Genomic DNA, 25184 nt, shown 5'->3' on the forward strand with positions numbered 1-25184 from the left:
CAGTCAAGTTCAGTTTGGAAGCTTTTACTGAACTCTATGACTCCTTGACCTTTAAATATATCCATTTTGAGCGTTTGAAAAGCTATAAATATATGCAATTAAAAGGACACCTCTAAAAAGTTAAATCATGAAGTTTTATTTCATTTCTCCTATTTGGAGAAAAATTATACTGCCAAATGGTGAATGCTAATGGCCATTTACCATCTAGCTTAAAAAACTCATTACTTGTTATCAGGTAACCAGATTTAAACTCAAAATTTTTATCCCAAGTTTTCCTGAAATTAACAAAGTTTTTCCTAGGTATTAACCATGAAGTTGGAGTGAAAATCAAAACTAATGGACTGAAATCAATATTTTTATCTGCCTGTAATTTTGAAATATTTATTATTTGACCCAGAAATGCTAAATACCTTTCCTTAGATGCTTCTTTACCCGTTACATCAAGAATGGATCTCTCAATTTCATAATTATTATCTTTTTCATCTCTTTTCCCTTTATTTTCTTTCGTGTTTTTATAGGGAGGATTGAGTAGAAAAGCTAAGGGCTTATTCAATTCAAGATTTTTCGAATTCAGCTCTTTTTCTAACCTATTTAGATAATCCTCAGCGGATATATCCAAAAAATTCAATCCCTTATTGTCAGAGGTTTTGGGGATTATTGTAAACCCAGTATCAAGGTGATAAGGATCTATTTTCATTCTTTTCTCGATGGTTCTAAGTAAATCTGGCTGAAGCTCGGAAACGATCTTATGTTTTAATTTACCTCTCCAGCTAGTCACTAAGTTCCCAGAGCCCCCTGCAGGGTCAAATACTATGTAATTCTCTCCAAGGTCTTCTTTGAAATAGTTTTGAACAAACCACATGGCAAACTTGCTGAGATTCCCATCCGTGAAGAAAATCCCGTGTTGCTTGGCATATTCAGGATCAAGTGCTGACAAAACCTCATCAAATCGAGAAAAGTAATAATCGGCTGTTAGGCCAGAACCTTCATTGGTAAAGACATAATGATTTTCAATCAAATTTTTGAATTCCTTTTTATGTTTTGGGTGAATGTGTACTGGTTCACTATTTTTCTGATTTTTGAAACCTACCACTTGTACGTCATCTGAATAATCATTTTCCGTCACTACAGAGGTTATATCCCAATAATTTACCACAGTATAAAAGGCATGTATAGCATCTATGGGATGCTCAAACATTTTTTTCATCAATTCTATTGTATGGATGAAGTTGTGGGTGTTGATTAGGATTCGAGAAGAATCTAGGTTTTTAAGGACTTTAAGAATCTCATAAGTCTCCGTAGTAAGATTTTTGGCCCCCTTAAAGATATCACCTTGCAAAGATTTTGGATCAAGCCAATAAATCGCTGATTCTTTAATCAGATTGAGTTGAGCCTTTTGGGTTTTCCGGTCATTTATCTCTCCCATTTTACTAGGAGAGATAGTGGCATCAGCGGTATTTATTAGAATAGCAGCAAATTCTGGAATTTTGTTTGTCTTCCAAATGCCCACAAATTCTTGCGCAATAACCATAACAGTATTAAAAGCAAGACCTTTGGCTTTGCTGTAATGAAAGGCTTGGTAAAACCCTTTTGACCAATCTGAGAATATGGATTTGGACTCTACAATTATTTGCCCAGGAATATAGATGTCAGCGCCAAAAGCTCCAGATTCCGCGCGGAAATTATCTTTGAAAAGTTTCTTAAAAAGAGGAAAAAGTAATTGACGCTTTGCATCTTCATTTTCATTACTTTTTAAATATCTCTTGAGATCCTCAAGCTCTAAACCGTATGATGTTGTTGCCACAAATGAAAAATTAAAATTCTTAAAGCTCTAAGATATTTAGTTTTGTTATAATACAGGTAGTTAAAAAAAACTTTTTTAACAGCAGTACTCCACCTAGATAAAGAGTGATTCTTTAATCGGAGTCTCGTTTGACTCCGTAGAATTTCAACCCACCTCGGCGTGGTTTATTTCCTTTAAGTTTTGAGGTTCGCTTGACGCTGGGTGTAATTTGCAATTCCGCTTGAATCGAAAGATATTGATGATGTCATCAGCCTTCTAAAACAAGCATTGCCAAGAAAGATTAGATTTTTGGACTTAAATCATCCCTAGTATGAACATGGAAAAATGGAATAAACTCTGCTACCACCTCTCTGAGAAGATAGTTGGTGATATCTCCGAAAGGGAATTTGAAGTATTGGTTGACAGGGCATTGGGCATATTGGGCTGGGAGGAGTATTCAGGAGATTTTGAAATCCGACCAAGTTTTCAACTTGGGTCCACTAAAAACAGCCTAAAACCTGACTTTCTGATCAAATCAAATTCGACGGGGCAAAAACTGTTTGTAGTAGAGATTAAAAGGCCAAAAGTTCCCTTGTCGGCACAGAATCAAATCCAACTTTCCACCTATATGCGCCAATTCAAGTTGCCTTTTGGTATTTTGATTGGTCCAGAAATCCAAGTATTCTACGATGGGTCATCGAATGAGCAAGAAAACGCTATTCTGATTGGGAGAATTAAATTTGAAAAAGATTCAAAAGACGGTGAAGAATTTGTCTCCTTATTTTCAAAGGATAGCTTTAGTCATGAAGCACTTCACGGACTCGCGGCAGAATTCCTCAAAAAAACCAAACAGAAAACCAAAATAGAAGAACTTGTCAAAAGAATAACATCGGATGATTTCCAAGATCCGACTAAAGAACTTATCAAACAGTATTTGACTCAGGAATACGAAAGTGAAATTTTAGATGCGGTTCTGAATAAGGTGAAGATTGAGATACGTAGTCTGGACATTTTGCCAGAGGTAATTTCAAGTTCCAAAAATGAAAAATCATCCAGTAACTTTTTGAAAACAAGAAATCCAGGTGAAAAGGATAAAACAAAAATCATCATTAATGGAAATGGAGTAAAGCTTCCTAAAAACAGGTTTGTATTGGAATTTATCAGGCTATTCAATAATAAAAGGCAGAGAACTTTTAGTCAGCTCAAGAATATTTTTCGAGATGAATTGCAAGGTTCGACGGGTGTGATTAATGAACTTGAATTCGTGCTTCAAAAGTATGGTCACACGGACAGAAAAAGGCATTTTGTCCGAGAGGATGAGATATTAAAAAGTTCAGATAATATCCAATTTGTAGTCTCTACTGAATGGTCAATTGACAATGTTCAAGAAATTGTAAAAATAGCGGAGAAAGAGGGATACAAAATAGATCAAGTAAATGGGTGATAGGTTTCGTTTCCAAATGAGTTAGAAGGTCAAACTGGCCGTTTTGAAGACCCTTGACTAAGCTTAGATTGCATCTACGCTTTCATATCCTTAGGAATTTGAAATTCCATTTCTCAAAATGGCTAAAGCCATTCTCTAGAACTTTCCCCCTTCTTATCCAGCGTTCATTTGATAGCTCAGGATTCAAGGTAATGTGTTCAACACCCAACCCTGACTGGTAAACACCTTAATTCAAGTCCTAAAGACTCAAATTTGAGTGTTCAACACCTTAATTCAAGTCCTAAAGACTCAAATTTGAGTGTTCAATACCTTAATTCGAGTGGTAAAGACTCAAACTTAAGTGGTAATCACTTAAAATCGAGTGGTAAAGACTCAAAATTGAGTGGTAAACACTTTAATTTGAGTGGTAAACACCTTATCTCGAATCATCATAACTCAAGCTTGAGTCTTCATGACTTACCGGAAGGATTCCGGACTGCACATAAAAAAACCCGAAGCGATTGCCTCGGGCTTTAGGATGATTATTCAACTTATACTCCTGCAGGATCTCCTCCTCTACGCTTGGATCGGCGCTCGTAGCGCACGGCGAGATCCTCATACACTTTTTTGGAATTAGGCATTCCGTCTTTGGCTGCGATCTGTACCGAGCCATAGTACTTGTTGGCTTGATCGAGTACCTCTGCACCAGCTTCCAACAGGGTATCATCCAGATTGGAACAAATCTGATTGAGAATGTTGAAGACGGATCCTAATTGGTTGATCAATGTCCAATCCTTGTTCATCTCTTCTACATTGTTGTAGGGAGATTTGAATTCGGGATTGATCTCTACATACTCCATGACCTTCTCTACAAAAGGTCTGGATACCTCTCCCATCTTGTTGAGGTTCTTGCGCTCCTCTACGATAAGGGAAATCAAATTAGGCTCTAATTTGGCCTGTAACACTGCGATCGCTTCTTTGATCTGCTTCAGATCCCCTGCTGGGATCATGTAGGAAATTTTATTCTCCATCGTAAAAATTGGTTAAGTGAAGATTGTTTAAAAACTTACGATTAAGTTAAATCCTTTTATTATAAAACCAAACACCTAGGTTAAATTATTTTTTCAGTTCGATAAGGGGGTTCTAGGGAACCAGAATATCGCATGGACACAGCCTAAGCAGTTTTGTAACACCTCCTTGCGTTTGGTGGAGACAGGCCCCTTGGGAAAAGCGCAGAAACTTTAGGAACTGCATACTATTGCTGGGAATGGCTAAAAAAATCCGTATCCATCCTCCCGCATATTCTTTTGTTTTCCAGAAGGAGATCCTGCGCGGGAGTGGGAATGATTGTTATTTCTTTTGCCATGGGTTCCGCAAGCTCCACCCATGGTCATGAATGGTTTTGTGCCTACGGCACTAGCGCAAGACTAGGTGAATTTCTTGCGTTTCGTGGAGATAAGAACCGCGGCAAGAGATGGCAGGGTTAACCTTTGAGGTTTTTTTCTAACCTCGAAGGTTTGGATTAAAATAGTTGTTAGAAGCAGTAGCAGATGGCAGTAGACAGCCGGCAGTCGGCAGTTGGCAGTAGACAGTTGGCAGTCGGCAGTTGGCAGTCGGCAGTCGGCAGTAGGCAGGATTAATTTTTGCAAACTTGGTGTACTTTGCCGTAAAATAAAATCTCCTCTGTTAAAACCTCTGAGTTCTTCGTGGTTAAAAAAAACCTTAGTGGCTGAAAAGTAAAATGCCAACTCAATTGCGTTTCGTGAAGACACGAACCGCGGTGAAGGTAGCAGATGGCAGTAGACAGTCGGCAGTTGGCAGGATTAATTTTTGCGAACTTGGCGTCCTTAGCGGTAAAATAAAATCTCCTCTGTGAATACCTCTGTGTCCTTCGTGGTTAAAATACCCTTTGCGTCCTTCGTGAATACCTCTGCGTCCTTCGTGGTTAAAAAAACCTTAGTGGTTAAAAAAACCACTACCCAAACAGATCCGAACTTAAATAGCGATCACCCCGATCACAGGTGATGCAAACTATGAGTCCGGAGTCCAGTGTTTTTGCAAGTTCGAGCGCAGCAAATAATGCTCCCCCACTGCTCATTCCGGCGAGGATTCCCTCCTCTTTGGCCATGCGTCGAGTCATCGCTGTCGCTTGCTCCTGACTCACGTCAATCACCTGATCAACGCGAGAAGGGTCAAAAATCTTGGGTAAAAACTCTTTGGACCACCTTCGGATTCCCGGAATACTGGATCCATCGGTAGGTTGGGTGCCGACGATTTGAATAGCAGGATTTTTCTCTTTGAGAAATTTGGAAACACCCATAATGGTACCTGTTGTTCCCATGGCAGAAACGAAGTGAGTTACTTTTCCGGCCGTATCATTCCAGATTTCAGGACCTGTCGTCTTATAATGCGCCAGGTAATTATCCGGATTGGCAAACTGATTAAGCATGAAAAAACCTTCTTTTTCATTCATCTCTTCGGCAAGCGTTCGGGAATATTCAATGGTTTTGGCAGCTGGAGTGAGGATGACTTTTGCTCCATAGGCTTCCATAGAATGGACACGCTCCTTGGTAGAATTATCAGGCATAATCAGGGTCATTTCCAACCCAAGGACTTTGGCCACCATCGCTAAAGCGATTCCGGTATTTCCACTCGTAGCTTCGACTAGTTTATCTCCTCTTTTGATTTCGCCCCGATCCAATGCTGCTCGAAGCATATTATAGGCTGCACGATCTTTGACGCTACCCCCGGGATTTTGACCTTCCAGCTTACAAAGAATTTTTACATTCGGATTGGTAGGAATATGTTCCAATTCGATCAAAGGTGTATTTCCTATTAATTCAACTAGTCGCATCTTCTTCATTTTTAAAAATATATAAATCTGTCATAGTGGAATCCGCATGGTGCATTTGAGCTTGATAGTATACTTTACTACCTGCTGGAATACTTTTGGTCAACCAGACATTTCCACCGATCACGCTGTTTTTACCAATCGTAGTTTTTCCTCCCAAAATCGTAGCCCCAGCATAAATAACCACATGATCTTCGATGGTAGGATGCCTCTTTAAGTTAGCTGCTGCTTTGTCCACACTAAGTGCCCCAAGCGTGACCCCTTGATAGATTTTCACATGATCACCAATCACCGTAGTCTCGCCGATTACCACTCCTGTACCATGATCAATACAAAAATATTGCCCGATGGTTGCTCCCGGATGAATGTCAATTCCTGTACGGCTATGTGCCAATTCAGTAATCATTCGTGGGATCAGCTGAATTCCTTGGCGATGCATTTGATTGGCAATTCGGTAGGCTGCAATCGCGTAAAAACCGGGATAACTCCGAAGAATCTCTGTTTTGGATTTTGCAGCAGGATCCCCGGCATACATGGCATCAATATCCTGATGTACCCAGTCGTAAATACGTTCTAGATTTTGGAAAAATTCCTGTGCAATCAATTCTGACTTACCTTCGTACAAATGCTTATTTCTACTCAGAATTGAAGTAAACCTATTTTGAAGTTGATCCAGTTTAGAGGACAACTCTTCCATTTCACTGATTTTTTCTACCCTATACTCGGGGAAAAGCAATCCCAATAATTCTTCAAAAAACTGCTTAATTACTTTTGGGGAAGGACAATCCGAGCATTCTTGGTGGGCAAGAAAGAGTTTTGAAATAAATGAATCCATGAAGGTTTGACTAGGTTTGATTACAGTACAAAACCCACTCGAATCACATAAGGTTCACCATAAGGTGAACGAAGATTGTCATGTAGGACATTATACAAAAAAGTAAAATTAGCCCCGCCTCTAGGGCCGAAAGGGGCAAAATATCCACCTCCTAAAAAAAGTGCATTAGACCAGATGCGTTCAAAGCGCTCCGATAGGAAATTATAATTATCAAAATTGATGGATTCGTATTCTGCGTGAAGGAAGATATTCGGCAGGACGTTGTATCTGCTAAACAGCCTTCCACCGTAAGAAGAGGTCTCTCCACCAATATATCTTTGATCATTGAAGTACTGATAGGTGATCCCGACTCCAGAGGAGAATTTTGGGGTAATCATCACTCCTACTAAAGGTGAAAAATCGATTAGGGTCACTGTACCAAACTGCATTCCGAAATTTCCTCCAAAATAAAGTCTGTCTTTGAATGGAATACTATCGCCGGGATAATATTCCCGCTGGGCCATGGAAGCAGCGCTCAAGCCAAAAAAAAGAATAAAAAATAAGAATAGTGATTTACTTTTTGACAATAACATAGAGATCCTCAGTCGGTTTTTTCATTAGGTATCTTTCACGGGCAAACTTTTCCAAAAGTTCAGGATTGCTCATTAATTCCTCTTTTTCAGCCTTTATTCTAGTTTTTCGCTCCAAATAAAATTCTCTTTGATCCTCCAGCGTATTCAGCTTGCTACTTAGTTTGATTTGATTGATCACACTATTAGAATCAATAAAAATCATCCAAGCGAGAAAAAATGCCAATCCTAAAAAGTAAAAGTTCTTGGTGTATTTTAGGTACTTACTCATAAGGCGTTCGATTTCCTGATCAAGTTACAAAAATGATGCAAAAAAAAGACAGCCCCGAAAGACTGTCTTCATTTTCATTAAATTATAGGAATGATTAGGCAAATTTTCCATTGAATATAGCTGAATCACCTAGCTGCTCTTCGATTCTGAGCAATTGATTGTATTTGGCCATACGGTCAGAACGAGATGCTGAACCAGTCTTGATTTGCCCACAGTTCAATGCAACCGCTAAGTCGGCAATGGTAGAGTCTTCAGTTTCTCCAGATCTGTGTGACATCACTGCTGTAAAACCGGCCTTATGTGCAAGATTAACTGCGTTGATTGTTTCAGTAAGTGTTCCGATTTGGTTTACTTTGATCAAGATCGAATTTGCTGATTTCTCTTCGATTCCTCTCTTCAGGAATTTCACATTGGTCACGAAAAGATCATCACCTACCAATTGTACACGATCTCCGATTTTGGCAGTAAGCATAGCCCAACCTTCCCAATCTTCTTCCGCACAACCATCTTCAATAGAATCGATTGGATATTTTTCAGAAAGCTCAGCCAAATAAGCAACTTGCTCTTCACGACTTCTGGTTTTTCCAGTTTCGCCTTCAAATTTCTTGTAATCATACTTTCCATCCTTGAAAAACTCGGAAGCCGCACAATCCAATGCAATCGTGACGTCTTTTCCAGCTTCATAACCAGCCTTAGAAATTGCATCAAGAATACAAGCAAGAGCTTCTTCTGTTCCACCGGAGAAATTTGGAGCAAAACCTCCTTCATCACCTACGGCAGTACTAAGTCCTTTATCATGAAGGATTTTCTTCAGATTGTGGAAAATCTCAGTTCCCATTCTCATAGCTTCAGAAAAAGTAGGAGCACCTACCGGACGGATCATAAACTCTTGGAATGCAATCGGAGCATCAGAATGAGAACCTCCATTGATGATGTTCATCATTGGAACTGGAAGCGTGTTCGCATTAACACCTCCAACATATCTGTAAAGCGGCTGATTTGACTCCATCGCTGCTGCTTTGGCCACTGCCAAAGAAACACCCAAAATCGCATTAGCACCCAACTTGCTTTTATTTGGAGTGCCGTCTAATTCGATCATGATTTGATCGATTAGGTTTTGCTCAAATACATCAAAGCCTACTAGTTCGGAAGCAATAATATCATTTACATTAGAAACGGCTTTCATCACGCCTTTGCCCATGTAGGCTTTTTTGTCGCCATCGCGAAGCTCTACCGCTTCGTTGATACCAGTCGAGGCACCACTTGGAACAGCGGCTCTACCGAAAGCACCATTTTCAGTATATACATCCACCTCAACGGTTGGATTTCCTCTAGAGTCTAGAATTTGTCTTGCATGAATTGATTGAATCAACGTCATAGTTTTAAAAGGTTTAAGAGAATTAGTTTTGGTTAATTAAAGTAATAAAATCGTCGAAAAGATATCTCGAGTCATGTGGCCCCGGAGAAGACTCGGGGTGATATTGAACCGAAAATGCAGGTTTATTCTTCAAGCGAATTCCGGCAACGGTATTGTCATTTAGGTGGACGTGAGTAATTTCTACCTCTGGATTGTTCTCAGCATCTTCTCTTGAAATATTGAAACCGTGATTTTGTGAGGTAATTTCACTTGTTCCAGTTTTCAAATTTTTAATGGGATGATTCAATCCTCTATGGCCATGATGCATCTTGTAGGTTGAAATCCCACAAGATTCGGCTAGAATTTGATGTCCAAGACAAATTCCAAAAACAGGTTTTCCGGTATTTAAAATATCTTTGGTCGTAGCCACTGCATATTCCATTACGGCAGGATCACCAGGCCCATTGGAGAGAAAATATGCATCAGGTGACCAAGCTTCCATTTCAGCAAGTTTGGTTTTGGCAGGGAAGACTTTACAGTAAACGCCTCTGCTTGCAAGGTTTCTAAGAATATTCCTTTTAATCCCAAAATCAAGACAGGCAACCTTTATGGAGGCATTTTCATCCCCGTAGAAATAAGGTTCCTGAGTACAGACTGCAGAAGAAAGTTCAAGACCATTCATATCAGGAACCTTTTCAAGTTCAGCATAAAGACCTTCAAGATTATCTTCAAATTCTGAACTGATGATCGCATTCATAGCTCCCATGGATCTTATATGACGAACAAGCTTTCGTGTATCGATATCAGCAATACCTGTAATTCCATTTTTAACCAAGTAATCCTGTAGAGATCCATCAGCATCTAATCTGGAATAGACATCTGAGAAGCTATTGACCACAATTCCCCCAATTGTAGGGTGATCTGATTCTACTTCTTCATCAATCACACCGTAATTACCGATATGAGAAGTAGTAGTAACAATTATCTGACCGGTGTAAGAAGGATCAGTATAGATCTCTTGATAACCGGTCATCCCCGTGTTGAAGCAAATTTCGCCACCATTTGTTCCTGGGATTCCAATCAATGAACCGTGAAAAACAGTTCCATCCGCTAAGAGTAAAGTTGCTTTTTGTTTAATCATCGTTCTTTTTGAGTTGTCCAAAGTTAAATATTTATTGGGAAGGATTAGGATAGAAAAGGGTATAAAAAAAGGATTGAACGAATGTCCAATCCTTTGATATAGTCAGCGAGGGCTTCAACTTATTTTTCTTCAGTTTCGCCTTCAGATGAATTTTCAGTTGCTTCAGGAGCACTTGACTCATCAGCTTTAGCTTCAACAGTAGGAGTCTCAACTTTTGCCTCAGGAGCTGAAGCAGTTGTAGAAGCACCTCTTCTTGATCTTCTAGTAGTCTTTTTCGCAGGCTTAGCATCCTTAAGCATCAATTCGTTAAAGTCTACCAATTCGATGATACACATTTCTGCATTATCACCTAATCTAAAACCAGTCTTGATGATTCGAGTATATCCTCCTGGACGATTTGCCACTTTTTCGATTACTCCTCCAAACAATTCGATGATTGCCTCCTTATTTTTCAAATAAGAGAAAGCCATCCTTCTATTGTGTGTGGTATCCTCTTTTGCTCTAGTCACAAGAGGTTCCAAATATTTCTTCAATTCTTTTGCCTTGGCAAGCGTGGTGGAGATACGCTTGTGAAGAATCAGCGAAGTCGCCATATTAGAAAGCATTGCCTTCCGGTGAGCAGCCTTCCTTCCAAGGTGGTTAAATTTCTTACCGTGTCTCATATTAATTATTCTTCATCAAGTTTATACTTTGAAATATCCATTCCAAAAGTCAATCCTTTATCCTGGATAAGCTGCTCTAATTCTGCGAGCGATTTCTTACCAAAGTTTCTGAATTTCATCATATCAGAAATTTCAAGTCTGGCAAGATCTCCTAAAGTCTTCACATCAGCTGCTTTAAGACAGTTGAATGCTCTAACCGAAAGGTCAAGATCACTCAATGAAGTCTTCAACAACTTTCTCATGTGTAAGAACTCTTCGTCGATAGGCTCTGGCTCAGCAATTCCAGTTGAATCAAGGACCATAGTTTGGTCAGAAAACAACATAAAGTGTTGAATCAGAATTTTAGCAGACTCTTGAAGTGCTTTCTCAGGATGGATAGAACCATCTGTGGAAACTTCAAGGATCAATTTTTCGAAGTCAGTCTTCTGCTCCACTCGCGTGTTTTCTACGCTATATTTCACATTCTTTATAGGAGTGAAAATAGCATCGATTGCAATGGTTCCGAAGATTTGTTCTTTTGGCTTGGACTCCTCAGCTGGTAAGTATCCTCTTCCTTTTTCCACTACCAATTCCATCTCAAAGTTCTTAGCATCGTCGATATGACAAATCACTAAATCTGGATTTAGAATTTCGAAGGAAGATGTGAACTTGGCGATGTCCCCTGCAGTCAAAACAGATTGGTTTTTGATCTCCACAGTGATTTTTCCGTCAAATGCTTCGTGCACTTTCTTGAATCTCACTTGTTTCAAGTTCAAAATAATATCTGTCACGTCTTCAACTACACCTTCGATGGTAGAAAATTCATGCACTACACCAGGGATCTTAACCGAAGTGATTGCATAACCTTCCAAGGAAGAAAGCAAAATTCTTCTTAGGGCGTTACCAATAGTAACTCCATAGCCTTTTTCGAGTGGTTTGAAAGTGAATAAGCCATGAAAGTCATCGGCCTTTTCCATAACCACTTTCTCGGGCATTTGAAATGCTAGAATGGACATATATCTCGTTCTTTTTTAAAAGCTGAAAATATTAAAATTACTTAGAGTAAAGTTCGACAATGAGTTGTTCCTTGATATTCTCAGGAATATCATCTCTACCTGGTACACTGACGAATTTGCCGGTTAACGATGTGCCATCCCACTCTAACCAAGGATATTTGTTTGCACCTCTACCAGCTAAGCTACTAGTGATTGCTTCAAGAGACTTTGATCGCTCTCTAACTGAAACAACATCACCAGGCTTAAGTGTGTAAGATGGAATATTTACCACATCACCATTCACAAGAATATGCTTGTGAGAAACGAGCTGTCTAGCACCTCGTCTAGTTGGGGAGATACCCATTCTGTACACCGTATTGTCTAATCTTCCTTCTAGTAGCTGAAGTAGGTTTTCACCTGTGATTCCAGACTTTCTAGAAGCAATACCAAACATTTTTGCGAATTGTCTTTCCAATACACCATAGATGTATTTTGCTTTTTGCTTTTCAGCGAGCTGGATAGCATATTCTGATTGCTTTTTTCTTCTACCTCTACCATGCTGTCCTGGAGGGTAATTCTTTTTCTGTAGCGCTTTGCTATGCCCTTCGATAGGCTCACCAAATTTTCTGGCGATCTTTGCTTTAGGACCTGTATATCTAGCCATTCTGTTACAATTTTATAATTAAACTCTTCTACGCTTAGGAGGACGACAGCCATTGTGTGGCATAGGAGTCACGTCTATAATAGTCGTCACGTCTAATCCTACGTTTTGCAACGTTCTGATCGCTGATTCACGACCAGCACCTGGACCTTTTACGAATACTTCGATTTTTCTCAAACCTAAGTCGTATGCTACTTGACCGCAATTTTGTGCTGCCATTTGTGCTGCGTAAGGAGTGTTTTTCTTCGAACCTCTGAAACCCATTTTACCGGCAGAGGCCCAAGATATCACTTGTCCTGCATTATTGGTAATTGAGATAATGATATTGTTGAAGGAGGCTTTGATATGTACCTGCCCTACAGCTTCTACCTTTACTACTCTCTTTTTACCCTTTGCTTTATCGTTTCTTTTCTGAGCCATAATCTATTCAGGTTTTATTTAGTTGCTTTCTTTTTGTTAGCAACTGTTTTTCTCTTACCCTTCCTTGTTCTGGCATTGTTCTTAGTCTTCTGACCACGAACAGGAAGTCCTTTTCTGTGTCTCAAGCCTCTGTAACAACCGATATCAAGCAGTCGTTTGATGTTCAATTGGACTTCTGACTTCAGAACACCTTCTGTTCTGAATTCTTCAGCAATAATGTTACGAATGGCGGTTGATTCATCATCATCCCACTCACCTGCCTTTTTATCGAAAGAGATACCGGCTTTGCTAAGGATAGCTTTAGCAGAACTTCTTCCGATTCCGAAGATATAGGTAAGTCCGATTTCGCCTCGCTTATTGTCTGGTATGTCTACACCTGCAATTCTAGCCATAATCTTAACCTTGTCTTTGTTTAAACTTTGGATTCTTCTTATTGATGACATAAAGGACCCCTTTTCTACGGATCAACTTACAGTCAGCACTTCTCTTTTTGATAGATGTCTTTACTTTCATATCAGTTTATTTATATCGATATACTATTCTACCTTTTGATAAATCATAGGGAGACAATTCCAATTTAACTTTATCTCCAGGAAGGATTTTAATATAATTCATCCTCATTTTCCCAGAAATATGAGCGATCAATTGATGTCCATTTTCTAGTTCTACCTTAAACATTGCATTAGATAATGCTTCTACGATAGTCCCGTCTTGCTCTATTGATGTCTGTTTAGCCATTTTAGAATTTAAAATTCTCTTCTATGTATTTATGGGTTGTCAAAACCTCTGTTCTATCTTCAAATATCGCAACTGTATGCTCATAGTGTGCAGATGCTTTTCTATCCGCAGTACGAATAGTCCATCCATCTCTTTCCTGAACAATATTTCTACTGCCCAGATTTACCATCGGCTCAATTGCGATTACCATTCCACTTTTTAATAATGGTCCGCTACCTTTTTTACCATAATTCGGAACTTCAGGAGATTCATGAAGGCTTTTCCCTAAACCATGTCCAACTAATTCACGGACAACCGTGTAACCTTTAGCTTCAACATACTTTTGAATAGCATTACCAATATCTCCAACTCGATTACCAAATGTGGCTTGCTCAATACCTAGATAAAGAGAATCTTTTGTAGCTTTTAAGAGCTCAATAATGGAAGGAGACACTTCACCAATAGGATACGTATAAGCGGAATCGCTATGAAAACCTTGGTGAAAGACTCCACAATCAATTGAGATTATATCGCCATCTTTCAATTCATAATCGCTGGGAAAACCGTGGACAACCACTTCGTTAACAGAAATACATAAAGATGATGGGAATCCATTGTATCCTTTAAAGGATGGGACAGCCTTATTATCTCTAATGTACTCCTCAGCAATCTTATCTAGAAAAGAGGTCTTTACCCCTTCTTTGACATATTTAGCAACTTCTCCATGAGCTTTCGCTAGTATATCGGCACTCTCTTTTATTAACTTAACTTCCTCTGAAGTCTTATAATGAATCATCTTAAGCTACTTGGTAATTAGAAGGATTATTCTTCATATTACCACTCTTCATCATTCCTTCGTAATGCCTCATCAATAAATAACTCTCAATTTGTCTAAGCGTATCCATGATAACGCCAACCATTATAAGCAATGAAGTTCCTCCATAGAACTGTGCGAATTCAGCGCCAACTCCGGAAATTATCGCTAATGCCGGCAAGATCGCTACAGCAGCAAGGAGAATTGAACCTGGCAAAGTAATCTTAGAAATAATTCCATCTATAAACTCGGAAGTCGGTGCACCAGGTTTAATGCCTGGAACAAATCCACCATTACGTTTCATATCCTCAGCAATTTGCTCAGGATTGACGGTTATAGCCGTGTAAAAGAAGGTGAAAATGATAATCATTGCTGCAAACAACAAATTATACTGCCAAGAAGTGAAATCACTAAATGTGGTACCAATATAGTTTGCTATGTCGTTATCCTGAGCCCAAATCTGAGCGATCAAAGCAGGTACAAACATTAAAGATTGAGCAAAAATGATCGGCATTACGCCTGAAGCATTGACTTTGATTGGTATGTACTGACGTTGACCACCATATACTTTACCTCCTACTACTTGCTTAGCATATTGAACTGGAATCCTTCTTGTAGCCTCTGTAAGAGCAATTACCCCTACAACTACAAAGAATAAAACACCCGCTTCTATGAGTAACAATAGCATTCCAGAACCACCTTTTTCAACACCTTCGGCGATTAGCGCTCCAGGGAATCTAGATATAATTCCTATCATGATGAGCATAGAGATACCGTTACCAATACCTTTTTCCGTGATTTTCTCACCAAGCCACATACAAAACATGGTACCTGCTGATAATAACACTAGAGAACTCACCATAAACAGTGAAGTACTAATCATTACAGCTCCTGTAGGGATAATCGTGGCACTCACGTAACCAATACCCTGAGCGATGGTAATCAAAATAGTCAATACCCGAGTAATCTGGTTGATTCTTTTTCTTCCAGATTCACCCTCTTTCTGCATCTTCTGAAAGTAGGGAACTCCGACAGTAAGCAACTGCAAAACGATGGATGCAGAGATATATGGCATGATACCCAATCCAAAGATAGATGCATTACTAAATGCACCACCAAGGAATGTATCTATCAATCCAAAGATACCTTCTTGAGGACCTCCTAATTTGGAAGGATCCACTCCAGGAAGTACTACATAAGAACCTAATCTAAATATGATCAGAAAACCGATCGTATTCATGATTCTCACTCGTAGGTCTTCGATGGAGAAAATATTCTTAACTGTCGAAATAAACTTTTTCATTAATTCAAATCTGGTTTACCGATCCACCAACGTTCTCGATAGCAGCTACAGCTGAAGCAGAGAATTTGTGAGCAGACACGTCTAATTTGGACTTCAACTCTCCTCCACCGAGGATTTTGATTTTGTCATTTTTTGAAGCGATACCATGAGCAACTAAAGCTTCCATGTTGATCACATCGAGACTAAATTGTTCAGATAGGCCTTGCAAGGTATCCAAATTTACTGGCTTATATTCAACTCTATTAAAGCTTTTAAAGCCGAACTTAGGAACTCTTCTTTGAAGAGGCATTTGACCACCTTCAAAACCAAGTTTGGACTTATATCCAGATCTTGATTTAGCTCCTTTATGACCTCTTGTAGAAGTCCCTCCTCTACCTGAACCTGTACCTCTACCAATTCTCTTACGATTTTTGGTGGATCCTTCAGCTGGGGTTAATGTATGCAATTTCATAATTAAGCTTCCTCCACTTTTACAAGGTGATTAACTTTATTTACCATACCAGCAATTTGAGGTGTATTTTCTACAACCACAGATTTGCTGATTCTACCAAGGCCTAAAGCAGTAATAGTAGCTTTTTGATCCTTTGGTCTGTCAATGATACTTTTCGTCTGAGTGATTTTGATCTTAGCCATGATAATTATCCGTTAAATACTTTAGACATTTTCACACCTCTCTGCTGTGACACAGAAATCGCATCCCTAAGTTGAACAAGTGCATCAATTGTAGCTTTCACCACGTTGTGTGGATTTGAAGATCCTTTAGATTTAGCAAGAACGTCTGTAACGCCTGCACTCTCCAATACCGCACGCATCGCACCACCGGCAATTACACCTGTACCTGCTGCTGCTGGTTTGATCAATACAAATCCTCCACCGAATTTACCTAGTTGTTCGTGTGGGATAGTTCCTTTCAAAACTGGCACTTTTACTAAGTTTTTCTTAGCATCTTCGATGCCTTTAGTGATAGCATCAGTTACCTCATTGGCTTTACCCAATCCATAACCTACCACACCTTGACCATCTCCTACTACAACTATTGCTGAAAAAGAGAATCTTCTACCACCTTTAACCACTTTGGCAACTCGGTTGATCGCTACTACTTTTTCTTTTAAGTCTGTATCTGTAGCCCTAATAGGCTTTCTTCTTAATTGAGACATAACGGATTAAAATTTAAGGCCTCCCTCTCTAGCACCATCTGCCAAAGCTTTCACGTTTCCGTGATATAGGTAACCATTTCTGTCAAAAACGACTTCGTTTACTCCATTTGCTACAGCTCTTTCCGCAAGTTTTTTACCTACTTCCTTAGATACTGAAACATTTGTGTTGGCTTTAGCTCCCAATTCTTTGGAAGAAGCATGTGCCAAAGTATGACCTTTAAGATCATCAACAAGCTGCGCATAGATGCCTGTATTGCTTTTAAATACTGACAAACGAGGTCTGGAATCTGTACCAGAAATTTTTCTTCTGATACCTTGCTTGATTCTAAGTCTTCTGGAACTCTTATTAAATGCCATAACTTATTATTTTTTACCGGCAGTCTTACCAGCCTTACGTCTAACTTGTTCACCAACGAAGCGCACACCTTTTCCTTTGTAAGGTTCAACCTTACGAAGAGATTTGATTTTTGCAGCTATCTGTCCTATCAATTCCTTATCGATAGATTCCAAAGTAATAATTGGATTTTTACCTTTTGCAGTCTCAGTCTTCAAAGACACTTCGTTTGGAAGAGCGAAGAAAATACTGTGGGAATAACCAAGATTAAGCTCTAAAACTTGTCCTTGATTTGACGCTTTAAAACCTACACCAACAAGTTCCAAATCTTTTTTGTAACCTTCAGAAACTCCAATTACCATGTTATTGATAAGAGATCTGTAAAGTCCATGAAATGATTTGTGTCTTTTGGAATCAGTAGGTCTAGCAACAACGATTTCGTTGTTTTCTACTTTTACCTTAATGTCAGGATTAACCTCCTGAACAAGGGTACCCTTTGGACCTTTAACAGTGACAACTCCATGAGCCGACACGTCTACAGTAACACCGCTGGGTACATTTATTGATTTTTTACCTATTCTAGACATGATAGTAAATTAATATACGTAGCAAAGAACTTCTCCACCTACACCCTCAGTACGGGCCTCTTTATCAGTCATTACACCTTTGGAGGTGGATACGATTGCTATTCCCAAGCCGTTAATTACTCTTGGAAGCTCCGTATGTTTCACATATTTTCTGAGACCTGGCGTACTAACACGCTTAAGGCTTACGATTGCGTTTTGCTTAGTCGTAGGATTAAATTTCAGAGCAATTTTGATCGTTCCCTGAGGACCGTTTTCTTCAAATTTATAATTCTGAATATATCCTTTGTCATGCAATACTTTCGTAATCTCCTTCTTGATATTAGAGGCAGGTATCTCAACGATTCGGTGAGATGCCTTGATGGCATTTCTCAACCTTGTCAGATAATCAGCTATTGGATCAGTCATGATATTTTATAAGTCTAGCTACACCCGTTTTGGGCGTGCAAAGTTACGAATTGATTTTTATAATAAAAACTACTGTCGTTTTATTTACCAGCTGGACTTTGTCACTCCAGGAATTTTGCCTGATGCGGCCATTTCCCTGAAGGTTACCCTGTTGATACCGAATTTTCTCATGTAGCCTTTTGGACGACCAGTAAGCTTACATCTATTATGAAGTCTTACAGGTGATGCGTTTTTTGGCAGTTTATCAAGTGCTTCATAATCACCAGCCGCTTTAAGGGCTGCTCTTTTATCAGCATACTTGGCTACTAAACGCTCTCTTTTTCTCTCGCGAGCTTTGATGGACTCTCTTGCCATGATTTAGTCTTCTTTAGTGTTTTTAACGAAAGGCATTCCGAAAGCTTTCATTAATTCTAAGCTTTCCTCATCTGAATTTGCAGAGGTGACAAAAGTTATGTCCATTCCTGAAATTCTATTTACTTTCTCGATACTAATCTCAGGGAAAATAATCTGCTCCTGTACCCCTAGGGTATAGTTACCTCTTCCGTCAAAACCTTTATCAGAAATACCTTTGAAATCTCTTACTCTAGGAAGTGCAACAGTCATAAGACGATCAAGGAATTCATACATCATGTCTCCTCTCAAGGTAACTTTAGCACCGATAGGCATGCCTTCTCTCAACTTAAAGTTGGATACAGAAGTCTTAGCTTTAGTAGAAACAGCTCTTTGACCAGTGATCAACGAAAGCTCTTCAACCCCCTGATCTACTAGTTTCTTGTCTGCTACTGCAGCACCAATACCTTTATTGATAACGATTTTAGTCAACTTAGGAACCTGCATTACTGAGGAATATTGAAATTTCTCTTTCAATGCTGGAACGATATCGTTCAAATATTTTTGCTTGATTCTAGGATTAGCCATTGATCACCTCCCCGGTTTTCTTAGAGTATCTTACTAATTTACCATTCTCACCTGCTTTACGACCAGTTCTGGTAGTCTCACCAGTCTTTGGATCTACAAGCATAAGGTTACTAATATGCATTGAGGCTTCCTTTTTATCGATTCCACCTTGAGGCTTAGCCGCAGTTGGCTTAACATGTTTTGTAATCATGTTTAGTCCTTCTACAATAGCTCTGCTCTTCTGCTTATCAACTGAAAGTACTTTGCCTGTTTTGCCTTTGTCATCGCCTGCGATTACCTTAACAGTATCACCGGTTTTGATGTGAAGCTTTGGTTGCTTGTTCATTTTTCTTTCCATGATTACAATACTTCAGGGGCTAATGAAACGATTTTCATAAACTGCTTCTCTCTCAACTCTCTAGCCACTGGACCGAAAATACGGGTTCCTCTTGGTTCGTCATTGTTGTTCAATAAAACAGCTGCATTGTCCTCAAATCGAATATAAGAACCATCTTTTCTTCTTATTTCTTTTCTAGTTCTGACAATAACCGCCTTTGAAACGGTACCTTTTTTCATATTGCTGGACGAAAGAGCTGACTTCACAGTCACTACAACTTTGTCACCAATGGAAGCATAACGCTTCTTGGTTCCACCCAACACACGGATTACTAATACCTCTTTGGCACCTGAGTTATCCGCTACGCTTAGTCTGGATTCTTGCTGTATCATAATTATTTAGCTCTCTCAATAATTTCAACTACTCTCCAACGCTTATTCTTACTCAGCGGACGAGTTTCGCTGATTTTAACCGTGTCACCAGGGTTACATTCATTTTTCTCGTCATGAGCCATCAATTTGGTAGTTTTGGAAATAAACTTACCGTACATAGCGTGCTTTACGCGACGTTCTACTGCTACGGTGATGGACTTGTCCATCTTGTTACTTACCACTTTACCAATTCTTTCTTTTCGAAGATTTCTCTCTATCGTAGCCATTTGTTTTTCTGTTAGCTAGTTATTTGGCAGCCAATGCAGTCTTTAATCTTGCGATAAAGCGCTTGGTCTCGCGGATTCTATTAGGATTCTCTATTGGAGAAATTGAGTGAGCAAACCGAAGTTTGGTCAGGTTCTCTTTCTCTGCGACTACTCGCTCTGCAATTTCACTTGCGGAAAGTGAATTGATTTCGGTATTTTTCATAGTGCTTTATTATTCAGCGTAATCTCTACGAACAACAAATCGGGTACTTACCGGTAGCTTCTGCTGGGCAAGTCTCAACGCTTCCTGAGCGGTTTCCAAGCTTACGCCTGTTGCCTCGAAAAGAATCGTTCCTGGTTTGATAACTGCAACCCAATACTCTGGAGCACCTTTACCTTTACCCATACGAACTTCTGCGGGCTTCTTAGTGATCGGTTTGTCAGGGAAAATTCTGATCCAAACTTGACCTTCTCTTTTCATCGCTCTCGTCATTGCGATACGAGCTGCCTCGATCTGACGGGAGGTGATCCATCCTGGCTCAAGGGATTTTATGCCAAAGTTGCCAAAAGAAAGCGAATGCCCTCTTTGTGCAAGACCTTTGACACGGCCCTTGTGCATTTTCCTATATTTAGTTCTTTTTGGCTGTAACATGAGTTCTCACTTAAGGGTGAAAATTAGTTATTTCTTTTTCTTCGTCTAGGACCATTATCTCTCTTAGGACCTGCATTACGTGGGCCTTTAGGCTCATTAGCAGCACCTTGGTTTGGAGAAAGATCTCTCTTTCCATAAACCTCACCTTTAAAGATCCAAACTTTGATTCCTATAATCCCATAGACTGTTTTAGCCTCTGAAAGTGCGTAATCAATATCTGCTCTTAAAGTATGAAGAGGAATTCTTCCTTCTTTGTACATTTCAGATCGAGCCATTTCAGCTCCACCTAGACGTCCTGAAAGTTTAACTTTAATTCCTTCTGCACCCACTCTCATGGTCGCCGCAATGGATTGCTTCATTGCTCTTCTGAAAGAAATTCTTGCTTGAAGTTGCTGAGCGATTGACTCACCTACTAATTTAGCATCCATTTCTGGTCGCTTAATTTCAAAGATATTTATCTGAATATCCTTGTTGGTGATTTTTTTCAATTCTTCCTTCAGCTTATCTACTTCGGCTCCACCTTTACCAATTACGACTCCTGGACGGGCAGTATGAATTGTCAAGGTAATTCTCTTAAGCGTTCGCTCAATGATTACCTTGGAAATTCCTCCCTTAGGGATTCTGGCAAGGACGTACTTACGGATTTGCTGATCTTCGTATAGTTTTTCAGCGAAGTCTTTCCCACCATACCAGTTGGAATCCCAGCCTTTGACTACACCAAGTCTAAATCCTATTGGGTTGATCTTTTGTCCCATAGTCTGTTCTTAATTTGCCTTTTCGTTTGTTTCTACTACATCAGCGGTAACGTCCTGGTCGATGAATGCATCTACTACCAAGGTTACATGATTTGATCTTTTGCGGATTCTATGTCCTCTACCTTGAGGGGCAGGTCTTAATCTCTTAAGAGATCTACCCTCATCTACCATTACAGTTTTGATGAAGAGGTCAGCTTCTTCCAACTTAGCATCCGGGTTTTTTGCTTGCCAGTTAGCTACTGCTGAAAGCAGCAATTTCTCTAGTCTAAGGGCACCGTGATTTGGAGTAAACTTCAAAATGCTAAGTGCTAATCCTACTCTCTTGCCTCTGACAAGGTCAGCCACAAGGCGCATTTTACGCGGAGAAGTAGGAACGTTATTTAATCTTGCTATTGCTTCCATGATTATCTCTTTCCTTTATCTTTTTTGGCGATGTGGCCTCTGAAATTTCTGGTAGGAGCAAATTCACCTAGCTTATGACCTACCATGTTGTCTGTTACAAATACTGGAATGAACTTATTCCCATTATGCACAGCGAAGGTATGTCCTACGAAATCTGGAGAAATCATTGATTTTCTTGACCAAGTCTTGATTACCGACTTCTTTCCTGATTCGTTCAATGCATCCACCTTTTTTACTAAATGGTGCTCGATATAAGGACCTTTTTTTAATGAACGTGCCATAATTATTTAGATCTTTTGCTAATGATGAACTTGTTTGAATACTTCTTTGGAGATCTGGTTTTCTTACCTTTAGACAATAGACCTTTTCTTGATCTTGGATGTCCTCCAGAAGAACGACCTTCACCACCACCCATAGGGTGATCGACTGGGTTCATAGCCACACCTCTTGTCCGAGGTCTAACTCCAAGCCATCTCTTACGACCTGCTTTTCCCAATACTACGTTCATATGATCGCCATTTGATACAGTACCAACTGTAGCCATACAAACTCCTAGAACCATTCTCATCTCGCCTGAAGGAAGTTTTACAGTCACGTATTTCCCTTCACGGGCCACGATCTGCGCATATCCACCAGCACTTCTTACCATAGCTGCACCCTTATTAGGCTTCAATTCCACACAGTGTACAATTGTACCCATTGGAATGTTCTCTAGATGCATAGCGTTGCCCACTTCTGGTGCAACTTTCTCACCGGAAATCACTGTTTGTCCTACTGACAAACCTTCCGGAGCGATAATGTAGGTTTTAGCACCGTCAGCGTAATAAAGTAGGGCTAGACGAGCCGTTCTATTTGGATCGTACTCTATGCTCTTTACAGTAGCTGGTACACCAAACTTGTTTCTTTTGAAGTCTACAATTCTGAGTCTTCTCTTATGACCTCCGCCGATATAGCGAGCAGTCATCTTACCTTCATTATTTCTACCTCCTGATTTCTTCAATGGAGCAAGAAGAGATTTCTCTGGCTTAGCCGAGGTAATCTCGGTGAAAGCTGGAGCCACTCTAAATCTCGTTCCAGGAGTAACAGGGTTTAACTTTTTAATTGCCATGATATTGATTCAATTAAACTTCTCCGTAAAAATCAATTACCTCTCCGTCAGCTACTTCTACAATTGCCTTTTTAAAGGAATTTGTAAAACCTGACACAACTTTAGCTTTGGTATATCTCGATTTATGCTTTGCAGCATATCTCATGGTTCTGATAGACACCACTTTTACACCAAACGTTTTCTCTACAGCATTTTTGATTTCAGGTTTCTTCGCAGTTTTTTCTACGATGAACCCATAAACGCCTCTTTCGTTCATGGCGGAAATCTTTTCTGTAATTAGGGGCTGCTTTAGAATATCCATTGTCTTATTTCGATAAAATGGTTTCCAATTTACTTACAGATCCTTCACAGATAACCAAATGGTCAGCATTCAAGAGTTGGTAAGTATTTACATCATTTACAGTCACAACTTTTGACTTAGGAAGATTTCTGCTAGACAGATAAACATTCTTGTTTTCCTCAGGAAGTACCAAGATTGTTTTCTTATCTGTAAGAGATAATCCATTAAGTAGTGCTAAAAAGCTCTTAGTCTTTGGAGAATCGAAAGATAAATCTTCCAATACCATCAGACTATTGTCCTTTACCTTATAAGATAAAGCAGATTTTCTAGCTAGTTGCTTTACTTTCTTATTCAATTTGAAGGAATAATCTCTTGGCTGTGGGCCAAATACTCTTCCTCCTCCTCGGAAAAGCGGCGACTTGATAGATCCAGCTCTAGCACCACCGGTACCTTTTTGCTTTTTAATCTTCTTAGTAGAACCCGCTATTTCGTTTCTTTCTTTTGACTTGTGCGTCCCCTGTCTTTGGTTGGCCAAGTACTGCTTAACATCAAGGTAGATTGCGTGATCGTTAGGATCAATTGCGAAAATCTCATCAGACAAGCTGATTTTTCTACCTGTGTCTTCTCCTTTATGATTAATTACTGCTAATTCCATGGCTTACTTCTCTAGAATAACGAAAGAATTTTTAGGACCCGGTACTGAACCAGAAACTAACAAGAGATTTTGCTCAGCATAAATTTTCAACACTCGAAGGTTGATCACTTTTACTCTGTCTCCGCCAGTTCTTCCAGCCATTCTCATTCCTTTGAATACTCTGGATGGCCATGAACATGCACCAATTGAACCTGGGTGTCTCGCTCTGTTATGCTGACCGTGGGTTTGTCCACCTACACCAGCAAATCCATGACGTTTAACCACACCTTGGAATCCTTTACCTTTTGAAGTTCCAATTGCATCGATGAAGTCACCTTCAACAAACACTTCTGAACTCTTCACAGTAGCTCCTAAATCAACCTGGCCTTCAAATTCGACCCGGAAATCTCTGAACTCAACAACTTTCTGCTTTGGCGTTGTGCCGGCCTTTTTGAAATGACCGACTAATGGTTTTGGCGTATTTTTCTCTTTACGCTCACCATAAGCCAACTGCACTGCGTTGTACCCGTCTGTTTCGACGTTTTTTACTTGCGTCACTACGCAAGGACCAGCCTCTATTAGCGTGCATGCGACATTACGTCCATCGGCACTGAAAATGCTAGTCATACCTACTTTTCTTCCTATAATACCAGACATCTATACTAAGATATTTTGATAATCCACAAACAATTATTTGCTTGGGCCCTTTTAAAGGACTGCAAAGTTACTGAAATAAAATTCTGCAACAAACCGGAACTCCTATATTTTCAAAGTATTAGAAAATAATTAGCTCGTTTTCCTTAAAATTTGATTCAAAACCTAATTGAAGTATTTTAAAAGGGCTTTCAATAAAAAGGCCTGCTTCGAAAAACAGGCCTTTTACTTTATTTTGAAAGTCCGATCAAACTTTGATCTCTACATCTACACCTGATGGAAGCTCGATTTTCATCAAGGCATCTACAGTTTTAGAAGAGTTTGAATAGATATCAACTAGCCTTTTGTAAGTACAAAGTTGATACTGATCTCTAGCTTTCTTATTTACGTGTGGAGATTTCAATACTGTGAACTTCTCCTTCTTAGTAGGCAATGGAATTGGGCCTACTACGACTGCGCCAGTGGCTTTCACTGCCTTCACGATCTTCTCTGATGACTTATCCACCAGGCTATGATCGTATGATTTTAGTTTTATTCTAATTTTCTGATTCATCGCAATTTTTG

Annotated in this window: 39 protein-coding genes; 1 reads left to right on the top strand and 38 read right to left on the bottom strand. The window is 39.5% G+C overall.

Annotated features, from left to right (window positions below; translation table 11 throughout):
- Positions 1 to 112 precede the first annotated feature (112 nt).
- Entirely contained in the window at positions 113 to 1804 is a 1692-nt protein-coding gene (locus P8O16_RS16655) for a hypothetical protein (RefSeq protein WP_300316567.1), read from the bottom strand.
- 310 nt (positions 1805 to 2114) lie between these two features.
- Between P8O16_RS16655 and P8O16_RS16660 the strand changes: the two genes are divergently transcribed.
- Complete coding sequence (locus tag P8O16_RS16660; RefSeq protein ID WP_300316568.1) at positions 2115 to 3227, top strand: type I restriction enzyme HsdR N-terminal domain-containing protein; 1113 nt, start codon at positions 2115 to 2117, stop codon at positions 3225 to 3227.
- 530 nt (positions 3228 to 3757) lie between these two features.
- Here P8O16_RS16660 and P8O16_RS16665 read toward each other — a convergent pair.
- The 37 genes from P8O16_RS16665 to rpsJ all read right to left on the bottom strand — a co-directional run bounded on the left by P8O16_RS16665 (position 3758) and on the right by rpsJ (position 25173).
- Complete coding sequence (locus P8O16_RS16665) at positions 3758 to 4237, bottom strand: hypothetical protein (protein ID WP_300316569.1); 480 nt, start codon at positions 4235 to 4237, stop codon at positions 3758 to 3760.
- Between the two features lie 944 nt (positions 4238 to 5181).
- Positions 5182 to 6060: a cysteine synthase CysM gene (gene cysM / locus P8O16_RS16670; protein WP_300316683.1), complete on the bottom strand. Its 879-nt coding sequence runs from the start codon at positions 6058 to 6060 to the stop codon at positions 5182 to 5184.
- Positions 6047 to 6892, bottom strand: a complete 846-nt coding sequence (epsC, locus tag P8O16_RS16675) for a serine O-acetyltransferase EpsC (RefSeq protein ID WP_300316570.1) — start codon at positions 6890 to 6892, stop codon at positions 6047 to 6049. The genes cysM and epsC overlap by 14 nt, the downstream gene beginning before the upstream one ends.
- Before the next feature lie 20 nt (positions 6893 to 6912).
- Positions 6913 to 7464 carry a hypothetical protein gene (locus tag P8O16_RS16680; protein ID WP_300316571.1) on the bottom strand — a complete coding sequence of 184 codons (552 nt, stop codon included), beginning with the start codon at positions 7462 to 7464 and terminating at the stop codon, positions 6913 to 6915.
- Complete coding sequence (locus P8O16_RS16685; protein WP_300316572.1) at positions 7445 to 7732, bottom strand: septum formation initiator family protein; 288 nt, start codon at positions 7730 to 7732, stop codon at positions 7445 to 7447. The genes P8O16_RS16680 and P8O16_RS16685 overlap by 20 nt, the downstream gene beginning before the upstream one ends.
- A 94-nt stretch (positions 7733 to 7826) precedes the next feature.
- Positions 7827 to 9110, bottom strand: a complete 1284-nt coding sequence (eno, locus tag P8O16_RS16690) for a phosphopyruvate hydratase (protein ID WP_300316573.1) — start codon at positions 9108 to 9110, stop codon at positions 7827 to 7829.
- A 22-nt stretch (positions 9111 to 9132) separates the two neighbouring features.
- Complete coding sequence (carA, locus tag P8O16_RS16695; protein WP_300316574.1) at positions 9133 to 10230, bottom strand: glutamine-hydrolyzing carbamoyl-phosphate synthase small subunit; 1098 nt, start codon at positions 10228 to 10230, stop codon at positions 9133 to 9135.
- A 119-nt stretch (positions 10231 to 10349) separates the two neighbouring features.
- Complete coding sequence (rplQ, locus tag P8O16_RS16700) at positions 10350 to 10892, bottom strand: 50S ribosomal protein L17 (RefSeq protein ID WP_300316575.1); 543 nt, start codon at positions 10890 to 10892, stop codon at positions 10350 to 10352.
- Positions 10893 to 10897: 5 nt separating this feature from the next.
- A complete protein-coding gene (locus P8O16_RS16705) occupies positions 10898 to 11887 on the bottom strand; it encodes a DNA-directed RNA polymerase subunit alpha (RefSeq protein ID WP_300316576.1) in 990 nt (329 codons plus the stop codon).
- Positions 11888 to 11924: 37 nt separating this feature from the next.
- A complete protein-coding gene (gene rpsD, locus P8O16_RS16710; protein WP_075349345.1) occupies positions 11925 to 12530 on the bottom strand; it encodes a 30S ribosomal protein S4 in 606 nt (201 codons plus the stop codon).
- 18 nt (positions 12531 to 12548) lie between these two features.
- Positions 12549 to 12947: a 30S ribosomal protein S11 gene (rpsK, locus tag P8O16_RS16715; protein ID WP_075349344.1), complete on the bottom strand. Its 399-nt coding sequence runs from the start codon at positions 12945 to 12947 to the stop codon at positions 12549 to 12551.
- A 14-nt stretch (positions 12948 to 12961) separates the two neighbouring features.
- A complete protein-coding gene (gene rpsM, locus P8O16_RS16720) occupies positions 12962 to 13339 on the bottom strand; it encodes a 30S ribosomal protein S13 (RefSeq protein WP_075349343.1) in 378 nt (125 codons plus the stop codon).
- 4 nt (positions 13340 to 13343) lie between these two features.
- Positions 13344 to 13460 carry a 50S ribosomal protein L36 gene (gene rpmJ / locus P8O16_RS16725; protein WP_082632371.1) on the bottom strand — a complete coding sequence of 39 codons (117 nt, stop codon included), beginning with the start codon at positions 13458 to 13460 and terminating at the stop codon, positions 13344 to 13346.
- A 6-nt stretch (positions 13461 to 13466) separates the two neighbouring features.
- The gene (gene infA, locus P8O16_RS16730) at positions 13467 to 13685 is read right to left on the bottom strand and encodes a translation initiation factor IF-1 (RefSeq protein WP_009034195.1); all 219 of its coding nucleotides are present in this window, start codon (positions 13683 to 13685) and stop codon (positions 13467 to 13469) included.
- Position 13686: 1 nt separating this feature from the next.
- Positions 13687 to 14460 (bottom strand): type I methionyl aminopeptidase, encoded by a 774-nt coding sequence (gene map, locus P8O16_RS16735; RefSeq protein WP_300316577.1) that lies wholly within the window; start codon positions 14458 to 14460, stop codon positions 13687 to 13689.
- A 1-nt stretch (position 14461) separates the two neighbouring features.
- A complete protein-coding gene (gene secY, locus P8O16_RS16740) occupies positions 14462 to 15781 on the bottom strand; it encodes a preprotein translocase subunit SecY (RefSeq protein WP_075349340.1) in 1320 nt (439 codons plus the stop codon).
- A gap of 4 nt (positions 15782 to 15785) precedes the next feature.
- Positions 15786 to 16232 carry a 50S ribosomal protein L15 gene (gene rplO, locus P8O16_RS16745; RefSeq protein ID WP_300316578.1) on the bottom strand — a complete coding sequence of 149 codons (447 nt, stop codon included), beginning with the start codon at positions 16230 to 16232 and terminating at the stop codon, positions 15786 to 15788.
- 2 nt (positions 16233 to 16234) lie between these two features.
- On the bottom strand, positions 16235 to 16414 hold the full coding sequence (gene rpmD / locus P8O16_RS16750) for a 50S ribosomal protein L30 (RefSeq protein ID WP_075349338.1): 180 nt from the start codon (positions 16412 to 16414) through the stop codon (positions 16235 to 16237).
- 5 nt (positions 16415 to 16419) lie between these two features.
- Positions 16420 to 16938, bottom strand: coding sequence for a 30S ribosomal protein S5 (rpsE, locus tag P8O16_RS16755; RefSeq protein ID WP_075349337.1), 519 nt, complete (start codon positions 16936 to 16938; stop codon positions 16420 to 16422).
- Positions 16939 to 16944: 6 nt separating this feature from the next.
- Complete coding sequence (gene rplR, locus P8O16_RS16760) at positions 16945 to 17295, bottom strand: 50S ribosomal protein L18 (RefSeq protein ID WP_075349336.1); 351 nt, start codon at positions 17293 to 17295, stop codon at positions 16945 to 16947.
- Positions 17296 to 17301: 6 nt separating this feature from the next.
- A complete protein-coding gene (gene rplF / locus P8O16_RS16765) occupies positions 17302 to 17859 on the bottom strand; it encodes a 50S ribosomal protein L6 (RefSeq protein WP_075349335.1) in 558 nt (185 codons plus the stop codon).
- Between the two features lie 9 nt (positions 17860 to 17868).
- Positions 17869 to 18264 (bottom strand): 30S ribosomal protein S8, encoded by a 396-nt coding sequence (gene rpsH, locus P8O16_RS16770; protein WP_075349334.1) that lies wholly within the window; start codon positions 18262 to 18264, stop codon positions 17869 to 17871.
- Positions 18265 to 18348: 84 nt separating this feature from the next.
- Positions 18349 to 18618 (bottom strand): 30S ribosomal protein S14, encoded by a 270-nt coding sequence (rpsN, locus tag P8O16_RS16775; protein WP_300316579.1) that lies wholly within the window; start codon positions 18616 to 18618, stop codon positions 18349 to 18351.
- A gap of 3 nt (positions 18619 to 18621) precedes the next feature.
- Positions 18622 to 19182, bottom strand: coding sequence for a 50S ribosomal protein L5 (gene rplE, locus P8O16_RS16780; protein ID WP_300316580.1), 561 nt, complete (start codon positions 19180 to 19182; stop codon positions 18622 to 18624).
- Positions 19175 to 19519, bottom strand: a complete 345-nt coding sequence (gene rplX / locus P8O16_RS16785) for a 50S ribosomal protein L24 (protein ID WP_300316581.1) — start codon at positions 19517 to 19519, stop codon at positions 19175 to 19177. Before rplX ends, rplE begins: the two co-directional genes overlap by 8 nt.
- Before the next feature lie 2 nt (positions 19520 to 19521).
- Positions 19522 to 19890, bottom strand: a complete 369-nt coding sequence (gene rplN / locus P8O16_RS16790; RefSeq protein WP_075349330.1) for a 50S ribosomal protein L14 — start codon at positions 19888 to 19890, stop codon at positions 19522 to 19524.
- 2 nt (positions 19891 to 19892) lie between these two features.
- Positions 19893 to 20156, bottom strand: coding sequence for a 30S ribosomal protein S17 (gene rpsQ / locus P8O16_RS16795; protein ID WP_075349329.1), 264 nt, complete (start codon positions 20154 to 20156; stop codon positions 19893 to 19895).
- 19 nt (positions 20157 to 20175) lie between these two features.
- A complete protein-coding gene (gene rpmC / locus P8O16_RS16800; protein WP_075349328.1) occupies positions 20176 to 20358 on the bottom strand; it encodes a 50S ribosomal protein L29 in 183 nt (60 codons plus the stop codon).
- A gap of 9 nt (positions 20359 to 20367) precedes the next feature.
- Positions 20368 to 20787, bottom strand: a complete 420-nt coding sequence (gene rplP / locus P8O16_RS16805; protein WP_075349327.1) for a 50S ribosomal protein L16 — start codon at positions 20785 to 20787, stop codon at positions 20368 to 20370.
- A gap of 23 nt (positions 20788 to 20810) precedes the next feature.
- Entirely contained in the window at positions 20811 to 21542 is a 732-nt protein-coding gene (gene rpsC, locus P8O16_RS16810) for a 30S ribosomal protein S3 (protein ID WP_075349326.1), read from the bottom strand.
- 9 nt (positions 21543 to 21551) lie between these two features.
- The gene (gene rplV, locus P8O16_RS16815) at positions 21552 to 21944 is read right to left on the bottom strand and encodes a 50S ribosomal protein L22 (protein WP_075349325.1); all 393 of its coding nucleotides are present in this window, start codon (positions 21942 to 21944) and stop codon (positions 21552 to 21554) included.
- Positions 21945 to 21946: 2 nt separating this feature from the next.
- Positions 21947 to 22225, bottom strand: a complete 279-nt coding sequence (gene rpsS / locus P8O16_RS16820; RefSeq protein ID WP_075349324.1) for a 30S ribosomal protein S19 — start codon at positions 22223 to 22225, stop codon at positions 21947 to 21949.
- Between the two features lie 2 nt (positions 22226 to 22227).
- The gene (gene rplB / locus P8O16_RS16825) at positions 22228 to 23052 is read right to left on the bottom strand and encodes a 50S ribosomal protein L2 (protein WP_075349323.1); all 825 of its coding nucleotides are present in this window, start codon (positions 23050 to 23052) and stop codon (positions 22228 to 22230) included.
- 13 nt (positions 23053 to 23065) lie between these two features.
- Positions 23066 to 23353 (bottom strand): 50S ribosomal protein L23, encoded by a 288-nt coding sequence (gene rplW, locus P8O16_RS16830; RefSeq protein ID WP_300316582.1) that lies wholly within the window; start codon positions 23351 to 23353, stop codon positions 23066 to 23068.
- A gap of 4 nt (positions 23354 to 23357) precedes the next feature.
- Entirely contained in the window at positions 23358 to 23987 is a 630-nt protein-coding gene (gene rplD / locus P8O16_RS16835; protein WP_300316583.1) for a 50S ribosomal protein L4, read from the bottom strand.
- Positions 23988 to 23990: 3 nt separating this feature from the next.
- Positions 23991 to 24623, bottom strand: a complete 633-nt coding sequence (gene rplC / locus P8O16_RS16840) for a 50S ribosomal protein L3 (RefSeq protein ID WP_075349320.1) — start codon at positions 24621 to 24623, stop codon at positions 23991 to 23993.
- 244 nt (positions 24624 to 24867) lie between these two features.
- Positions 24868 to 25173 carry a 30S ribosomal protein S10 gene (rpsJ, locus tag P8O16_RS16845; RefSeq protein WP_024284766.1) on the bottom strand — a complete coding sequence of 102 codons (306 nt, stop codon included), beginning with the start codon at positions 25171 to 25173 and terminating at the stop codon, positions 24868 to 24870.
- Between the last annotated feature and the right edge of the window lie 11 nt (positions 25174 to 25184).

The sequence above is a fragment of the Algoriphagus sp. genome, assembly GCF_029254265.1.
GTDB lineage: Bacteria > Bacteroidota > Bacteroidia > Cytophagales > Cyclobacteriaceae > Algoriphagus.